The organism is Micromonospora sp. BQ11 (assembly GCF_052068135.1).
Classification (GTDB): Bacteria; Actinomycetota; Actinomycetes; order Mycobacteriales; family Micromonosporaceae; genus Micromonospora.
Genome location: NZ_JBQHDB010000006.1, coordinates 1 through 13,749, shown reverse-complemented (window position 1 = coordinate 13,749; position 13,749 = coordinate 1). Strand labels below are relative to the sequence as shown.

The window sequence follows — 13,749 nt, the reverse complement described above, 5'->3', positions numbered from 1 at the left end:
GACCAGAGGGTACGCGTCACGCGCCGGCGGCCAGCAGGTGCTCGGCCAGCGCGAGGTCGAACGGACGGGTGACCTTCAGCGCGTACTCCGAGCCGGGGACACAGCGCACGGCGACGCCCAGCTTCTCGACCAGGCCGGCGTCGTCGGTGAGCGGGTCGGACGCGGCGGCGTGCGCGGTGGTGAGCACGGTGCGCCGGAAGCCCTGCGGTGTCTGCACCGCCCGCAGCGCGGACCGGTCGACGGTGCCGAGGACCACCTCGTCGGCGTCGACCTCCTTGACGGTGTCGACCACCGGCAGCACCGGGATCACGGCGTCGTGGCCGGCGCGCACCGCCGCGGCGACCGCCTCGACGAGGTCGGGCGGGGTCAGCGCACGGGCGGCGTCGTGCACGAGGACGATGTCGGGGCCCGCCGGCACGGCGTCGAGGGCGGCGGCGACGGACGCCTGGCGCTCCGCGCCGCCGGCAACCACCGTCACCGGGGCGACCGGCGCCAGCAGCTCGCGGACGGCGTCCAGCTCGGCGGCCGGTGCGGCCACCACGATCGTGTGCACCGAGCTGGCGGCGGCGAGCCGTCGGACCGCGTGCACGAGCAGCGGCTCGCCGGCCAGCAGCCGCAGTGCCTTGGGACGGCCGGGACCCAGTCGTACGCCGGCACCCGCCGCAGGCACGAGGACCGCGACGTCACCGCGCGGATTGAGCTGCGCGGTCACGTCGCGGTCCTCGGGTTTGTTCGCTACGAATCGGGTACGACGATGCTGTGCGGATCAGGCCTCGGTGAGGACCTTGTCGAGCAGCGTCTCCGCCTCGTCCTTGGTGCTCTTCTCCGCCAGCGCGACCTCGCCGACGAGAATGTCACGGGCCTTGGCGAGCATGCGCTTCTCGCCCGCGGACAGGCCCCGCTCCCGCTCCCGACGCCACAGGTCGCGGACGACCTCGGCCACCTTCAGCGGGTTACCGGAGGCCAGCTTCTCCAGATTCGCCTTGTAACGCCGCGACCAGTTGGTCGGCTCCTCGGTGTGCGGAGCCCGGAGGACGTCGAAGACCTTGCCGAGGCCCTCTTCGCCGACCACCTCACGCACACCCACGATCTCGGCGTTCTCAGCGGGCACCCGGACAGTCAGATCACCCTGCGCGACCCTCAGGACGAGGTACTCCCTGGGCTCGCCCTTGATGACCCGAGTCTCGATTGCCTCGATGAGTGCGGCCCCGTGGTGGGGGTAAACAACGGTCTCGCCGACACTGAAAACCATAGGTTCGAAACCCCTTTCGCTGTGTCTAGGGTAACACGCTCAGGCACCGATGTCTCACCGCTGTCCTGACCGTTGGCGCAGCTCAGGGGCCCTGTGAGAGGTATTTCTTCAGCTTGACAGGCGGCCAAACGGAAGGTTCGAACACGCTCTGTGACGTGCAGGTGACGTCCCGGTACGAGTGAGACCGAACGTCGAGATCAAGGGCGATGCGCTCACCCCATGGTATCCCGCTGCACGGGAACACGCCCAGGTGTAGCGGGAGGAGGCCCCGTGCGGGACGCTGGAGGGAGCCGCTGTCCGCTCGCCGAGACGGTCCTGGGGGTCCGATGGGCAAACCCGACGCAGACGGCCCCGGCCTGCCGGACCTGCCTCCCGAGTGGGGGCGGGTGATCGTGCCCGACGACGCCTCCGCGCTGGCCGCCGAGGCCGACGAGATCCGTCGCGAGCTGCTCGCGCGGGCCCAGGCCGAGAGCCCGCCGGTGGCGCCGCGACGGCTGCCGACCCGCTCGGCGTGGGCCCGCTCCCCGCTGGCCCTGCCCGTGCTGATCCTGTTGGTGGCCCTGCTGACCACGATCGCCGGCCTGATCGCCGTCACCTGGCCCCGCTCGGCCCGCACCGGGGCCGCCCCACCGAACGCCGCCCCGTACGCGCCGCCCGCCGACCTGACCGGCCGGCCGCTGCCCGCCCTCGACCTGGTCGACGAGACCCGCTCCCCGGTGCCGCTACGCGGCCTGCTCCCCGCGCTCATCGTCCTCGTCGACGGCTGTGCCTGCGCGAAGGAGCTGGCCGACGCCGCGGTCGCCGCTCCGGACGGCGTCACCGTCGTGACCGTCGACACCGACCCGGCCGTACGCGTCCCGGCGCGACCGTCCCGGGCGGACGTACGGGCCCTCGCCGACCCCGCCGGCGGCCTGCGTGGCTTCCTCCAGCTCCCGGCCCGACCCGGTGTCGCCACGGCGGTCCTGGTCGACCGGGACGGTCTGGTGGTGAAGGTGGTGCCCGAGATCCGCTCCGCCGAGGACTACCGCGCCGACCTGAGCCGCCTGGCCGGCTGATCCCCGACGCGGCCACCGCCGGGCGTTCAGGGCAGGAGGACGAGCTGCGCCTCCACCGTGAGCGGCTCGGCGCCCGCGGCGGACAGCGAGACCTGGAACGGACCGCCGGCCCCGGTCACCTCGGTCGACGTGGTCGATCCGTTGCACCCGGCGGTGAACGGGTCGGCCGCCCGCGCGCCGTCCACCACCACGAGCAGCTCACCGGGACCGGTGCAGCGGAACTGGAGCAGATGGCGTTCGCCCGCCTCGGCCCGGGCCTGCCGGACGATCCCCTCGGCCGGGGTGAGCACCGACCGCTCCCGCCACACCGTGTCGGGGAAGCTGTGCAGCGTCGTGCCATCGGTGTCCGGCGGCACGACGAGGGTCACCCGGCCGGTGTCCGGGTCGGTCCGGTAGGCGATGCCGGAGTCCACGTCGACCGTGAAGGGCGGACTCTCGGCAGGCCGATCCGTCGTCGCCGTCGACGGCGTTCCCACCACCGGGCCGGTCGGCGGCTCGTTCACCCGCCACCACCAACCGCCGGCGGCCAGCACGAGCAGCGTGGCGACGGTGAGCACGGCCGCGCCCGGCCGCGGACCGGTGACGGACACGTCCGGGCCGTCCACCGGCCGGTCCACCGCGTCCATGCGCCGAGGGTAACCGGACGGTGGCGGGAACCGCCCGCTCAGTCCTGCCGGTCGAGCAGTGCGGCGTAGAGCGTCAGCCCGGGCCCGAACGCCAGCATCACCACCCGCCGCGGCGGTGCGGGGTCCCGGAGCAGACGGTCGAGGATCAGCAGCACCGTGGGCGACGAACAGTTCCCGTGCTCGTCCAGGGTGGCCCGGGACGCCGCCAACCCCTCGGGGGGCAGGGCCAGCTCCCGCTCCACCACGTTGAGGATGCGCGGCCCGCCGGGGTGTACCGCCCAACCGTCCACCTCGGGCACCGAGCCGCCGTGCCGGGTCAGCAGGTCCTCGACGAGGCCCCGGACGTGACCGGAGAGCACCTGCGGCACCTTCGGCGACAGGCCCATCCGGAAGCCGGTGTCGGTGACGTCCCAGGTCATGTGGTCGGCCGTGGACGTGTCGGTGACCGAGGTGACCTCGCGGAGCGCGTACCCCCGGCCGCCCGGCACGACCACGGCGGCGACGGCCGCGTCGGAGAACAGGGCGTGGGAGACGATCTGCTGCGTGTCGACCCGCGCGGTGGAGGGCTGGATGTGCAGGCTGGTCAGCTCCGCGCAGAGCAGCAGCGCGGGTCGACCCCGGGCGGTCACGAAGTCGCTCGCGGCGCCCAGCCCCGGCAGAGCGGCGTAACAGCCCATGTGACCGACGAACATGCGCTGCGTGCCCGGGGCCATGCCCAGGTCGCGGGCGAGCAGGATGTCCAGCCCGGGGGTGGCGTACCCGGTGCAGGAGCACACCACGAACAGCCCGATGTCGCCGGCGGCCAGCCCGGCCGCGGTGAGCGCCCGGCCCACCGCCTCCTTGCCCAGCGGCAGCGCCTCCACCTGGTAGCGGCGCATCCGCCGCTCGGTCGGCCAGTCGGACACGTCCTCCAGGAGGGGGTTGACGGCCGCCTGGCGGCGGGTGACGCCGGAGTTGGCGAAGATCCGCTGGGCCAGCGCGCGGGTGGTGCCGGAGAAGTGCTTCGAGAAGAAGCCCTCCCACAGTTCGTCCTGCCGGGCGGACGGCGGGTGCGCCGTCCCCAGCCCCGCGATCACCGGTACGGCCACGTCGCCCGCCTCTCTCCGCCCGTCGCCGGGGGCCTCACCATCGGGGAGCCGATCCGTCGCGGTCCGGGTCGCCGCCGAGGACGGCGATGCCCAACCAGTCGGCGCAGACGTCGGACGTCGCCGGGTGCAGCGAGCCGCAGCGCGCGTCCCGGTAGAGCCGCTCCAGCGGATGGCCGCGTCGCGTCGCCGACGTGCCCGCCGCCTCCAGCATGGACGCGGCGACCTCCGCCGCCGTGGTGCCGGCGAGGAGCTTGGCCCGCCACACCCAGCGGTTCGTCTCCGCGTCCCCCGGCGCCTCGTCGACCCGCCGGGCCGCCTCGGCGACCACGAGCTCGGCCGCGGCGACCGCCGCGTCGGCGCGACCGAGGCGGGCCCGGACCGCCGGGAGGCCGGCGAGGTTACGGGCGTTGAGGTGTTCGGCGGCCGCGTCGACCGCCGCGCGCGCCACCCCGACGTAGACGGCGGCATAGCTCGCCACCAGCCAGTGCGGCATCAGCTGCGCCACCACCAGGGCCAGCCCCTCCACGCCGCCGAGCAGCCGGTCGGCCGGCACGGTGACGTCCAGGTGCAGGTCGTGCGAGGAGGTCGCGCGCATGCCCAGCGCGTCCCAGGTGGGCTCGACGGTCAGGCCCTCCGGCCCGGCCGGCACCAGGAACTGGGACACCACCGCCGGGTCGGCGGCACTGCGGGCGGCCACCAGGTAACCGTCCGCGTGACCCGCGCCGGAGCAGAACGTCTTGCTGCCCTTGATGCGCCAGCCGCCCTCGACCGGCTCGTAGACCGTGCTCAGCTGGGAGAGTCGGGCGCCCGCGCCGCGCTCGCTCATCGCCACCGCGTACCAGGAGCCCTGGGCCGCGGCGCGGAGCAGCCGGTCCCGGGCGACCAGCGCCTCGTCCGGCACGCCGAGCGCCTCGGCCAGTTCCTCGGTGACCGCGCCGAGGGCACCGGTGACCGAGGCGTGCATGTTGAACACCAGCGCGGTCGCGCCGTTTCCCCGGGCCAGCTCGGTGGCGACCGCCGCGTACTCGGCGAAGGTCGCGCCCGCCCCACCCAGCTCACGAGGGACCATCAGGCCGAACAGCCCGGCCTCCCGCAGGTCGTGGAAGTCCTCCACCGGAAACGAGCCGTCCCGGTCGTGCCCGGCAGCCCGGGCGGCGAGTCGCGGCGCCAACCGGCGGGCCGCCTCCAGCGCGTGCAGCGTCATCCAACCCCCTCTTGCGCGTACCCATACCCCCGGGCCGACCCCGCTATCCCTTTCGGACCCCCCGACCCTGGTAGAGAACGGCGGTCGACCAGGTCGGCACGATCCGGGGAGCCGGACCGCCCGTCCCACCCTCAGCGCCGCGCGCCCGCCGGACCAGCCAGGCGAGCAGGCCCCCCACAGCCGGCCGGATGCCGCGCAGTCGTAGGTCCACGCCGTGCCCGCGGGCCTCCGCGACGAGCGCGCGGGCGTCCACGAACAACCGTGGATCGTGGATCCCCCGGGGCACGGTGGGCAGCCGCTCGGCGACCCGTACGGCCAGCAGTCGGCTCAGCGCGGTGTCGTTGAGGGTGTCGACGACGAGCAGGCCGCCGGGGCGGAGCAGGCGACACGCCTCGGCCACCGCCAGTCGCCAGTCGGGCACGTGCTCCAGCAGTTCACCGGCCGCCACCACGTCGGCGCAGCCGTCCGCGAGCGGGACGGCGGTGGCGTCCGCGTTGACCACGGTGACGCCGTGCGCGGCGGCCTGACGCAGGGCCGACCGGGTCAGGTCCACACCCACGTGGCGGTAGCCCTTGCCGGCCAGATGAGGGGCGAGCAGGCCGGCACCGCAACCGAGGTCGACCAGGAGGGCGTCGGGACGCGCCGCCGGTGGCACCAGGGCAGCGCGGGCCTCCGCCAACCAGTGCAGCATCGCGAACGCGCCGTCCGGACGCCACCACTCGCCGGCCAGGTCGTCGTACTGGCGCGGATCGTTGCGCGGCAGGGTACGGCCCGCGTCTCGCATGGATCCGAGCGTGACACGACTACCCCCCAACGACCAGACTTTCCTCATGTCGTCAACGGTGCTAGGGCAGTTCAGGGCGAGGACGCTGGGACTGCTCCGGGCGAGCCATCCGGAGCCGGGCGCCGCGGTCACCGCCGTCTCCGGGCTGCTCGCCTGGGGGGTGGGGCACCGACCGGCCGGCGTCGGCGCGGTGGTGCTGACCGTCGCCGCGAGCCAACTCGCCGTCGGCTGGACCAACGACGCGCTCGACGCCGACCGGGACGCCGCGGTGGGGCGTACCGACAAACCCGTCGCCACCGGCGCGGTCGGGCGGCGCGGCACGGCCGTCGCGGCGGCGGTGGCCGCGCTGGCCACCCCGGTGCTGGCCCTCACCACCAACCCCGTCGCGGCCTTCTGGGTCACCCTCGCCCTGGTCTCCGCGCTGCTCTACGACTGGCCGCTGAAGTCCACCCCGTTCTCGGTGCTGCCGTACGCAATCTCCTTCGGAGCCCTGCCCGCCTTCATCGTGCTGGCCCTGCCGGGCGCGCCGGCCCCGCCCGCCTGGCTGGTCGGCGCCGGCGCCCTCCTCGGTGCCGGCGCGCACTTCGCCAACGTGCTGCCCGACCTGGCTGACGACGCCCGGACCGGGGTGCGCGGGCTGCCGCACCGGCTCGGACCGGCCGGCAGCCGGGTGGCGGCCGGCGTGCTGCTGCTCGCGGCGACCGCCATCCTGGTCCTCGGGCCGCCGGGGCCGCCGTCGACCGTCGGTCTCGCCGCGGTCGCGACCGCCGTCGTGGTGCCGCCGGTGAGCTGGTACGCCGGACGCGCCGCCGCCCGGGCCGGCGCCCGCCAGGTGGCCGCCTTCCGGGCCGTCATCCTGGTGGCCCTCATCGACGTCGTCCTGCTGGTCACGAGCGGTCGGGTGGTCTGACGGCCACACCGGCAGGTGGCATCCCCGGGTCGGCGTGCACGCGTGGATCAGGCCCAACTACCCTGGAACGCGGTCTGCGCGGGCAGGGCCACGGGGCCCGGCGTACGACCGGGTGGATCGTGACGAGGAGGACCGACGTGACGCGCTCGATCAGGGGTTCCCGGCGGGCGGCCCTGCTGCTGTCCGGGATGGCGGTGACCACCGGGCTGCTGCTGTCCGGGTGCGGCACCGGCCAGGTCGCCGAGACCGCCAACAAGGAGCCGTCGGTCCAGGGCGTGAACCTGTCCGCGGCCAACGGCGACTACGTCGTCCGCGGCCTGCTGGTCGAGTTCCCGGGCGTCGACGGCTACAAGGCGGGCGCCAACGCCACCCTCAACGCCGTGATCTACAACGACTCCGAGAACCCGGTCACGGTCACCGTGACCACCGAGAGCGCCCGCGAGGTCGTCATCGCCGGTGGCGCGCCGTCCGCCTCGGCCATCCCCTCGGCCTCGCCGAACCAGTCGCCGTCGGACAGCCCGTCCGAGACCGCCGCCGCCAGCGCCTCGCCGTCCGGGTCGGCGTCGCCGACGGCCAGCCCGAGCGCCACGCCGTCGGCCACCGAGAGCCCGGCCGCACCGGCGGCGCCGGCCGGACAGCCCGCGCGCATCGAGATCCCGCCGCTGAGCTACGTGCAGCTCAACACCGAGGGCCAGCAGACGCTCCAGCTGATCGGGCTGAACGAGTCGCTGCGCTCGGGCCAGAACGTCTTCCTGACCTTCGACTTCGGCAACGGCGTCACCGTCACCGGCCCCGCGCCGGTGGCCGTGCCGCTCACCCCCGCCGCTCCCCCCTCGCCGATCATCGAGCGCGAGGGCGGCTACGAGGGCGGCGGGCAGGAGGGCGAGGGCGGCGGCCACTGACCGCCACCCCTTCGCGTACGACCCGGCACCGCCGGCGTGGTGACCACCACGCCGGCGGTGTTTTCGTCGTACGCGGGGGCTAACGTCCCGGTGTGACCACCTCCCGATCGACCTCCCCGCGCGCCGGCGCCGGGCGTGGCCGTGCCGCCGCGCGCGAGCCCCGCCCCGCCTACGAGTGCGACGCCTGCGGCCACCAGCCGCCCAAGTGGGTGGGACGCTGCCCGGAGTGCGGCGAGTGGGGCTCGGTGGTCGAGTGCACGGTGACCGGCCCGACGGTCTCCGGCCGGGTGGTCAGCTCCCGGATGCCGGCTGAGCCGGCCCGCCCGATCGCCACCATCAGCGCCGCCCCCGCCCGGGCCCGCCCCACCGGGGTCAGCGAGCTCGACCGGGTGCTCGGCGGCGGTCTGGTCCCCGGCGCGGTGGTGCTGCTCGCCGGCGAGCCGGGGGTGGGCAAGTCCACCCTGCTCCTCGACGTGGCACAGCAGTGGGCGGCCGGGGCCGGCAGCCCCTCGCTGGTGGTCAGCGGTGAGGAGTCGGTCAGCCAGGTCCGGCTGCGCGCCGAGCGGATGGGCACCCTGCACGACCAGCTCTACCTGGCCGCCGAGAGCGACCTCGCGGCCGTGCTCGGCCACCTCGACGCGGTGAAGCCCGGCCTGCTCGTGCTCGACTCGGTGCAGACGATCTCCACCACCGGCACCGAGGGCGTGCCGGGCGGGGTGACCCAGGTCCGCGCGGTCACCGCCGCCCTGGTCTCGGTCGCCAAGGAGCGCGGCGTCGCCACCGTGCTGGTCGGCCACGTCACCAAGGACGGCCAGGTCGCCGGCCCCCGGGTGCTGGAGCACCTGGTCGACGTGGTCCTGCACTTCGAGGGCGACAAACACTCCTCGCTGCGGCTGGTGCGCGGCGTCAAGAACCGGTTCGGCGCCGCCGACGAGGTCGGCTGCTTCGAGATGCACGAGGGCGGCATCAGCAGCCTCGCCGACCCCTCCGGGCTCTTCCTGACCCGCTACTCCGAGCCGGTGCCGGGCACCTGCGTGACGGTCGCGATGGAGGGACGGCGGGCACTGGTGACCGAGGTCCAGGCGCTGATCGGCGCCACGGTCGCCGGCTCACCCCGCCGTACGGTGTCCGGCCTCGACTCGGCCCGCCTGGCGATGGTGCTCGCGGTGCTGCAACGACGCACCGAGCGGCTCACCCTGCACGACCGGGAGGTCTTCGCGGCGACGGTGGGTGGCATCCGGGTGGTGGAGCCGGCGGCCGACCTGGCCGTCGCCCTGGCGGTCGCCTCCGGCGGGCTCAACCTGGCCATCGCGCCCCACCTGGTGGCCATCGGCGAGGTGGGGCTCACCGGCGAGGTGCGGCGGGTGGGCGCGGTGCCCCGGCGGCTGGCCGAGGCCGCCCGGCTGGGCTTCCGGCTGGCCCTCGTACCACCCGGCTGCGGCCCGGAGAGCACCGGGGCGGGCCCGGGACAGATGCGGGTGATCGAGGTCACCGACGTGCGCGCCGCGCTCCAGGCGGTCGCCCGCGCGTCGGCGGAGTGACCGTCCGTGGCATTCCGACGGGACCGGGCGGGCGATACCGGACAGGCCGGTCAGGCGTCGCGGTCGAGTCCGGAGCCGGCATAGTGACACATCACAGTAACCGCGACAGCACCCACCGCAGGGCAGTCCGTAGACTGTCGACGTGCCGATCGACCGCGATACCACCAAGCCTGCCGGCGCGACGCCCCACGCCCGCACCGGCGCCGTGGGCTCGCCCGCCCGCACGATCAGCGTGACCGTCACCGGGGGCACCGCCGGCGGGGCGGGCGACCCGCTGCGGGCCAACCTGGCGCTGATGGCTCCCGGCACCGCCCTGCGCGACGGCCTGGAGCGGATCCTGCGCGGCCGGACGGGCGCGCTGATCGTCCTCGGCTACGACAAGGTCGTCGAAGGGCTCTGCACCGGCGGCTTCCCGCTCGACGTGGAGTTCTCCGCCACCCGCGTCCGTGAGCTCTGCAAGATGGACGGCGCCGTGGTCCTCTCCAGCGACGGCACCCGCATCGTCCGTGCCGCCGTGCACCTGATGCCCGACCCGAGCATCCCCACGGAGGAGTCCGGCACCCGGCACCGCACCGCCGAGCGGGTCGCCCGACAGACCGGCTACCCGGTCATCTCGGTCAGCCAGTCGATGCGGATCATCAGCCTCTACGTCAACGGCCAGCGGCACGTGCTGGACGACTCGGCGGCCATCCTGTCCCGCGCCAACCAGGCCCTCGCCACGCTGGAGCGGTACAAGCTGCGCCTCGACGAGGTGTCCGGCACACTTTCCGCGCTGGAGATCGAGGACCTGGTCACCGTTCGCGACGCCGTCGCGGTGGTGCAGCGGCTGGAGATGGTCCGGCGCATCGCCGACGAGATCGCCGGCTACGTGGTGGAGCTGGGCACTGACGGCCGCCTGCTGGCGCTCCAGCTCGACGAGCTGATGGCCGGCGTCGACGCCGACCGCACCCTGGTCATCCGGGACTACCTCCCCAGCGGGCGCAAGTCCCGCACCCTCGACGAGGCCCTGGTCGAGCTCGACCTGCTCGGCGCCACGGAGCTGATCGACCTGGTGTCCGTCGCCAAGGCCATCGGCTACCCGGCCGCCTCCGACGCCCTCGACGCGGCGGTGAGCCCCCGGGGCTTCCGGCTGCTGGCCAAGGTGCCCCGGCTGCCGGTAACGGTGGTGGATCGGCTCGTCGTGCACTTCGGCAGCCTGCAGCGGCTGCTCGGCGCCACCGTCGAGGACCTCCAGGCCGTCGAGGGCGTCGGCGACGCCCGGGCCCGGGGCGTACGGGAGGGGCTGTCCCGGCTCGCCGAGGCGTCCATCCTGGAGCGCTACGTCTGACGGTGCCCCGCCTGTCGCCGTTCCGCCCGCCCGCAGCGCTCGCGGATCAGCCGGTGACGGTGATCTTCACCGGCTCGCTGAGCTTGGTGCCCACCCGGGCGAAGACCTGGTACGTGCCGGGCGGCGGGTTGGGTCCGGCGGCCACGCCGTCGGCGCACCGCGTGCTCTCCCGGCCGTTCCAGCCGAGCTGGTAGGAGCGCTCGAGGCCGGGCGTGAAGGACTGCACGTCCGAGCCGGTGCTGGTGCCGGTGCCGCACTTGTCGGAGGACCAGATCGTCTCCGCGCCCGACTTGATGAACAACTCCTGCACGGCGGCCCCGACGTCCCGGCTGCACGTACGCTCGGACCGGTTCTTGATCCTCAGTTGCAGGTCGACGGTCGCGTTCCGGACCACCGAGGCGGGCAGCGCCCGCGCGGTGACGGTGATCTCGGTGTCCGTGCAGGTGCCGTCGTCCACGACCGGAGCCACCGGTGCGACCGGCGGAGCTTCGCTCGCGGGGCCACCCGTCGACGGTGCCGGATCCCCCGAAGCGCCGGACGACGGCGCGCCGGTCTGCGGCGTCACCGTCTCCGTCGCCTGCGGTGTCGCGCCCGGCGTCGCCGCACCCGAGGTGGGCTGCGCGGCGCCGGACGTGCCGGGTTTCCGGTCCGATCCCAGGCAGGAGTTGAGCAGGACAATCAGGAAGAGAAGCCCCGCTCCGAGTACGACGGCGCGTCGCCGCCAGTACACGGCGGGTGAAAGGGGGCCGACCGTCAGACGCATGATGCCCCCACCGTAGCCGCGCGCCGCGCAGCGCGCCGCCGCGACGCGCCGAACCATCGGCACCGCACCTGGTCACCTTCTCCACATTGGACGGTACGTTGGCGGCAGGGCACCGCTCAGAGGTAGACCTTGCGCTGGTAGACGGCGTGCGCCCCGGCCACCCGGTCCAGGAAGAGCAGGCCGGCGCAGTGGTCGATCTCGTGCTGGAGGGCCCGCGCCTCGAATCCGTCGGTCACCAGCCGGACCGCCTTCCCGGTGCCCGGCAGCGCGCCCTCCACGACCAGCCGGCTGGCACGCTTCACGTCACCGGTCAGGTCCGGCACCGACATGCACCCCTCCCGGCCCGCCTTCCAACGCGACGCCTCGACCACCCGGGCGTTGCACAGCACGAACGTGCCGTGCACCGTGACCGCCTTGGGATGGCCGGTCACGTCGACCGCGAAGACCTGCGCGCCCACACCGATCTGCGGCGCGGCCAGACCCACGCAGCCGGGCGACACCCGCATGGTGGCGACCAGGTCCGCCGCCAGGCGTACGGTCTCCTCGGCGGTCGGATCCACCTCCCCACCGGCGCGACTCAGCACCGGAGCGGGCGCGGAGACCACCGCCCGCACCTCACCCGGCACGCTCAGCGCCTCCGGGGTCCAGCCGCCGAGGCCGGCGTACGCCTCGGCGTCCGGCGCGCGCTCCTCCCCGGTCACAGCAGATCCGGGTCGGCGGGGCGCAGCGTCACCTCGACGCCCAGGTCGGCGGCGGCCGTCGCCAGCCTGCCGGCGAGCGCGTCGGCGGCACCGGACGGCAGCTCCACCTCGGCCACCACCACGTACAGGGAGCCGGCCAGCCGGGTGCTCAGGTCCGTCACGTTGCCACCCGCGTCGGCCAGCACCCGGGTCATCGCCGCGACGATGCCCATCCGGTCGGCGCCGTGCACCGCCATCACGTACGGCTCCCCCGCCGGCGTGGTCTCACCGTCCGGGGTGACCGCGCGTACGGTGGCCAGCAGTTGGCCGTCCGCGGCGAGCGGGGCCAGGGCGGCCTCGACCTCGGCGGCCGCCGGACCCACGCAGATCAGGGTCATCGCGAAGTGCCCCCGCAGCCGCGTCATGGTGCTGTCGGTGAGGTTCGCGCCGAGCCGGGCGAGCACCTCGGCGACGTCGGCCACGATGCCCGGCCGGTCCCGGCCGATGACGGTGATCGCGAGCTCGTTCATCCGGGCATTCTCCCCGACCCGCCCGCCGGCGCCGCCTCGCCCCGCCCGGGTCGCCCAGACAGCGGGACGGTACGGCGTGACATCATCGGCGACGCGATGACTGAACCGACTTTCGCCACCCTGGTCAGCCGGTGGTACGAGGAGAACGCCCGCGACCTGCCCTGGCGGGGACCCGGAGTGAGCCCCTGGGCGATCCTCGTCAGCGAGGTGATGCTCCAGCAGACCCCCGTCGTCCGGGTGCTACCGGCCTGGCAGGCGTGGCTGGCCCGCTGGCCCGATCCGGCCGCGCTGGCCGCCGACAGCCCGGCCGAGGCGATCCGCATGTGGGGACGGCTGGGCTACCCCCGCCGGGCGGTACGCCTGCGCGAGTGCGCGGTGGCGATCGTCGAGCGGCACGGCGGGCAGGTGCCCGACCGACTGGACCAGTTGCTGGCACTCCCCGGCGTCGGCACGTACACCGCGCGCGCGGTGGCCGCCTTCGCGTACGGCCAGCGGCACCCCGTCGTCGACACGAACGTACGCCGGGTGGTCTGCCGGGCGGTCGCCGGCGAGCCCGACGCCGGCCCCACCACCCGCCCCGCCGACCTGGTCGCCACCGAGGAACTGCTCCCGATCGAGCCGGCTGCCGCCGCACTGGCCAGTGCGGCCTTCATGGAACTCGGCGCCATCGTCTGCACCGCCCGCGCACCACGCTGCGACAGTTGCCCGGTCGAGTCGACCTGCGCCTGGCGGGCGTCCGGACAGGCCGCGCCCACGGGGCCGACCCGCCGCCCTCAGCGGTACGCCGGCACCGACCGCCAGGTACGCGGACTGCTGCTCGGCGTCCTCCGGGAGTCGGTCACCCCGGTTCCCCGGCAGCGCCTCGACCAGGTGTGGTCCGACGACGTGCAACGGTCCCGGGCACTGGCGGGGCTGGTGACCGACGGCCTGGTGGAGCCGGTCGGGGAGGCGTCGTACCGCCTGGTCGGGGACGGACCGCCCCTGCCTGTCCGCTGACCTTCCGCGTACGGGGAAGGGCCGGCCCCCGGGTGGGGGCCGGCCCTGTTCTTGCGGGTGTGTCAGGAGATGTAGCCGCGGGTGGCGATCC

The 13,749-nt window shown here is 74.7% G+C and carries 15 protein-coding genes; 6 read left to right on the top strand and 9 right to left on the bottom strand.

The window, feature by feature from the left end:
- Nucleotides 1–16 precede the first annotated feature (16 nt).
- Nucleotides 17–712 (bottom strand): 2-C-methyl-D-erythritol 4-phosphate cytidylyltransferase, encoded by a 696-nt coding sequence (gene ispD, locus ACTMSW_RS14250; RefSeq protein ID WP_441181083.1) that lies wholly within the window; start codon nucleotides 710–712, stop codon nucleotides 17–19.
- A 54-nt stretch (nucleotides 713–766) separates the two neighbouring features.
- The gene (locus ACTMSW_RS14245; RefSeq protein ID WP_013288937.1) at nucleotides 767–1,252 is read right to left on the bottom strand and encodes a CarD family transcriptional regulator; all 486 of its coding nucleotides are present in this window, start codon (nucleotides 1,250–1,252) and stop codon (nucleotides 767–769) included.
- A 326-nt stretch (nucleotides 1,253–1,578) separates the two neighbouring features.
- On the opposite strand from ACTMSW_RS14245, the gene ACTMSW_RS14240 reads away from it, so the two are divergent.
- Nucleotides 1,579–2,307 (top strand): TlpA family protein disulfide reductase, encoded by a 729-nt coding sequence (locus ACTMSW_RS14240; protein WP_441181082.1) that lies wholly within the window; start codon nucleotides 1,579–1,581, stop codon nucleotides 2,305–2,307.
- Between the two features lie 26 nt (nucleotides 2,308–2,333).
- On the opposite strand, the gene ACTMSW_RS14235 is transcribed toward ACTMSW_RS14240, so the two are convergent.
- From ACTMSW_RS14235 to ACTMSW_RS14220, 4 genes are read right to left on the bottom strand one after another with little or no spacing between them, the layout of a single operon-like run.
- The gene (locus ACTMSW_RS14235; protein WP_441181081.1) at nucleotides 2,334–2,933 is read right to left on the bottom strand and encodes a hypothetical protein; all 600 of its coding nucleotides are present in this window, start codon (nucleotides 2,931–2,933) and stop codon (nucleotides 2,334–2,336) included.
- A gap of 38 nt (nucleotides 2,934–2,971) precedes the next feature.
- A complete protein-coding gene (locus ACTMSW_RS14230) occupies nucleotides 2,972–4,021 on the bottom strand; it encodes a type III polyketide synthase (RefSeq protein ID WP_441181080.1) in 1,050 nt (349 codons plus the stop codon).
- A gap of 34 nt (nucleotides 4,022–4,055) precedes the next feature.
- Nucleotides 4,056–5,225: an acyl-CoA dehydrogenase family protein gene (locus tag ACTMSW_RS14225; protein WP_441181079.1), complete on the bottom strand. Its 1,170-nt coding sequence runs from the start codon at nucleotides 5,223–5,225 to the stop codon at nucleotides 4,056–4,058.
- Nucleotides 5,226–5,268: 43 nt separating this feature from the next.
- Nucleotides 5,269–6,009, bottom strand: coding sequence for a methyltransferase domain-containing protein (locus tag ACTMSW_RS14220; protein ID WP_441181078.1), 741 nt, complete (start codon nucleotides 6,007–6,009; stop codon nucleotides 5,269–5,271).
- Nucleotides 6,010–6,055: 46 nt separating this feature from the next.
- On the opposite strand from ACTMSW_RS14220, the gene ACTMSW_RS14215 reads away from it, so the two are divergent.
- The 4 genes from ACTMSW_RS14215 to disA all read left to right on the top strand — a co-directional run bounded on the left by ACTMSW_RS14215 (nucleotide 6,056) and on the right by disA (nucleotide 10,689).
- Complete coding sequence (locus ACTMSW_RS14215; protein ID WP_441181077.1) at nucleotides 6,056–6,919, top strand: UbiA family prenyltransferase; 864 nt, start codon at nucleotides 6,056–6,058, stop codon at nucleotides 6,917–6,919.
- A 137-nt stretch (nucleotides 6,920–7,056) separates the two neighbouring features.
- Complete coding sequence (locus tag ACTMSW_RS14210; RefSeq protein ID WP_441181076.1) at nucleotides 7,057–7,821, top strand: hypothetical protein; 765 nt, start codon at nucleotides 7,057–7,059, stop codon at nucleotides 7,819–7,821.
- Nucleotides 7,822–7,913: 92 nt separating this feature from the next.
- Nucleotides 7,914–9,362 (top strand): DNA repair protein RadA, encoded by a 1,449-nt coding sequence (radA, locus tag ACTMSW_RS14205; RefSeq protein ID WP_441181075.1) that lies wholly within the window; start codon nucleotides 7,914–7,916, stop codon nucleotides 9,360–9,362.
- A 142-nt stretch (nucleotides 9,363–9,504) separates the two neighbouring features.
- Entirely contained in the window at nucleotides 9,505–10,689 is a 1,185-nt protein-coding gene (gene disA, locus ACTMSW_RS14200) for a DNA integrity scanning diadenylate cyclase DisA (RefSeq protein WP_441181074.1), read from the top strand.
- Nucleotides 10,690–10,735: 46 nt separating this feature from the next.
- On the opposite strand, the gene ACTMSW_RS14195 is transcribed toward disA, so the two are convergent.
- From ACTMSW_RS14195 to ACTMSW_RS14185, 3 genes are all read right to left on the bottom strand, one after another.
- Nucleotides 10,736–11,452, bottom strand: a complete 717-nt coding sequence (locus ACTMSW_RS14195; RefSeq protein ID WP_441181073.1) for a hypothetical protein — start codon at nucleotides 11,450–11,452, stop codon at nucleotides 10,736–10,738.
- A gap of 116 nt (nucleotides 11,453–11,568) precedes the next feature.
- On the bottom strand, nucleotides 11,569–12,153 hold the full coding sequence (locus ACTMSW_RS14190; RefSeq protein WP_441181072.1) for a peptide deformylase: 585 nt from the start codon (nucleotides 12,151–12,153) through the stop codon (nucleotides 11,569–11,571).
- Entirely contained in the window at nucleotides 12,150–12,662 is a 513-nt protein-coding gene (locus ACTMSW_RS14185) for a glycine cleavage system protein R (protein WP_357035936.1), read from the bottom strand. The genes ACTMSW_RS14190 and ACTMSW_RS14185 overlap by 4 nt, the downstream gene beginning before the upstream one ends.
- 96 nt (nucleotides 12,663–12,758) lie before the next feature.
- Between ACTMSW_RS14185 and ACTMSW_RS14180 the strand changes: the two genes are divergently transcribed.
- Nucleotides 12,759–13,658 (top strand): A/G-specific adenine glycosylase, encoded by a 900-nt coding sequence (locus tag ACTMSW_RS14180; protein ID WP_441181071.1) that lies wholly within the window; start codon nucleotides 12,759–12,761, stop codon nucleotides 13,656–13,658.
- Nucleotides 13,659–13,749 lie beyond the last annotated feature (91 nt).

What these genes read in the sequence shown, in the direction of transcription:
- ACTMSW_RS14185 (WP_357035936.1), bottom strand. Translation starts at nt 12,662, where the DNA reads ATGAACGAGCTCGCGATCACCGTCATCGGCCGGGACCGGCCGGGCATC.
- ACTMSW_RS14225 (WP_441181079.1), bottom strand. Translation starts at nt 5,225, where the DNA reads ATGACGCTGCACGCGCTGGAGGCGGCCCGCCGGTTGGCGCCGCGACTC.
- ACTMSW_RS14235 (WP_441181081.1), bottom strand. Translation starts at nt 2,933, where the DNA reads ATGGACGCGGTGGACCGGCCGGTGGACGGCCCGGACGTGTCCGTCACC.
- ACTMSW_RS14220 (WP_441181078.1), bottom strand. Translation starts at nt 6,009, where the DNA reads ATGCGAGACGCGGGCCGTACCCTGCCGCGCAACGATCCGCGCCAGTAC.
- ACTMSW_RS14180 (WP_441181071.1), top strand. Translation starts at nt 12,759, where the DNA reads ATGACTGAACCGACTTTCGCCACCCTGGTCAGCCGGTGGTACGAGGAG.
- ACTMSW_RS14195 (WP_441181073.1), bottom strand. Translation starts at nt 11,452, where the DNA reads ATGCGTCTGACGGTCGGCCCCCTTTCACCCGCCGTGTACTGGCGGCGA.
- ACTMSW_RS14245 (WP_013288937.1), bottom strand. Translation starts at nt 1,252, where the DNA reads ATGGTTTTCAGTGTCGGCGAGACCGTTGTTTACCCCCACCACGGGGCC.
- ACTMSW_RS14215 (WP_441181077.1), top strand. Translation starts at nt 6,056, where the DNA reads ATGTCGTCAACGGTGCTAGGGCAGTTCAGGGCGAGGACGCTGGGACTG.
- ACTMSW_RS14240 (WP_441181082.1), top strand. Translation starts at nt 1,579, where the DNA reads ATGGGCAAACCCGACGCAGACGGCCCCGGCCTGCCGGACCTGCCTCCC.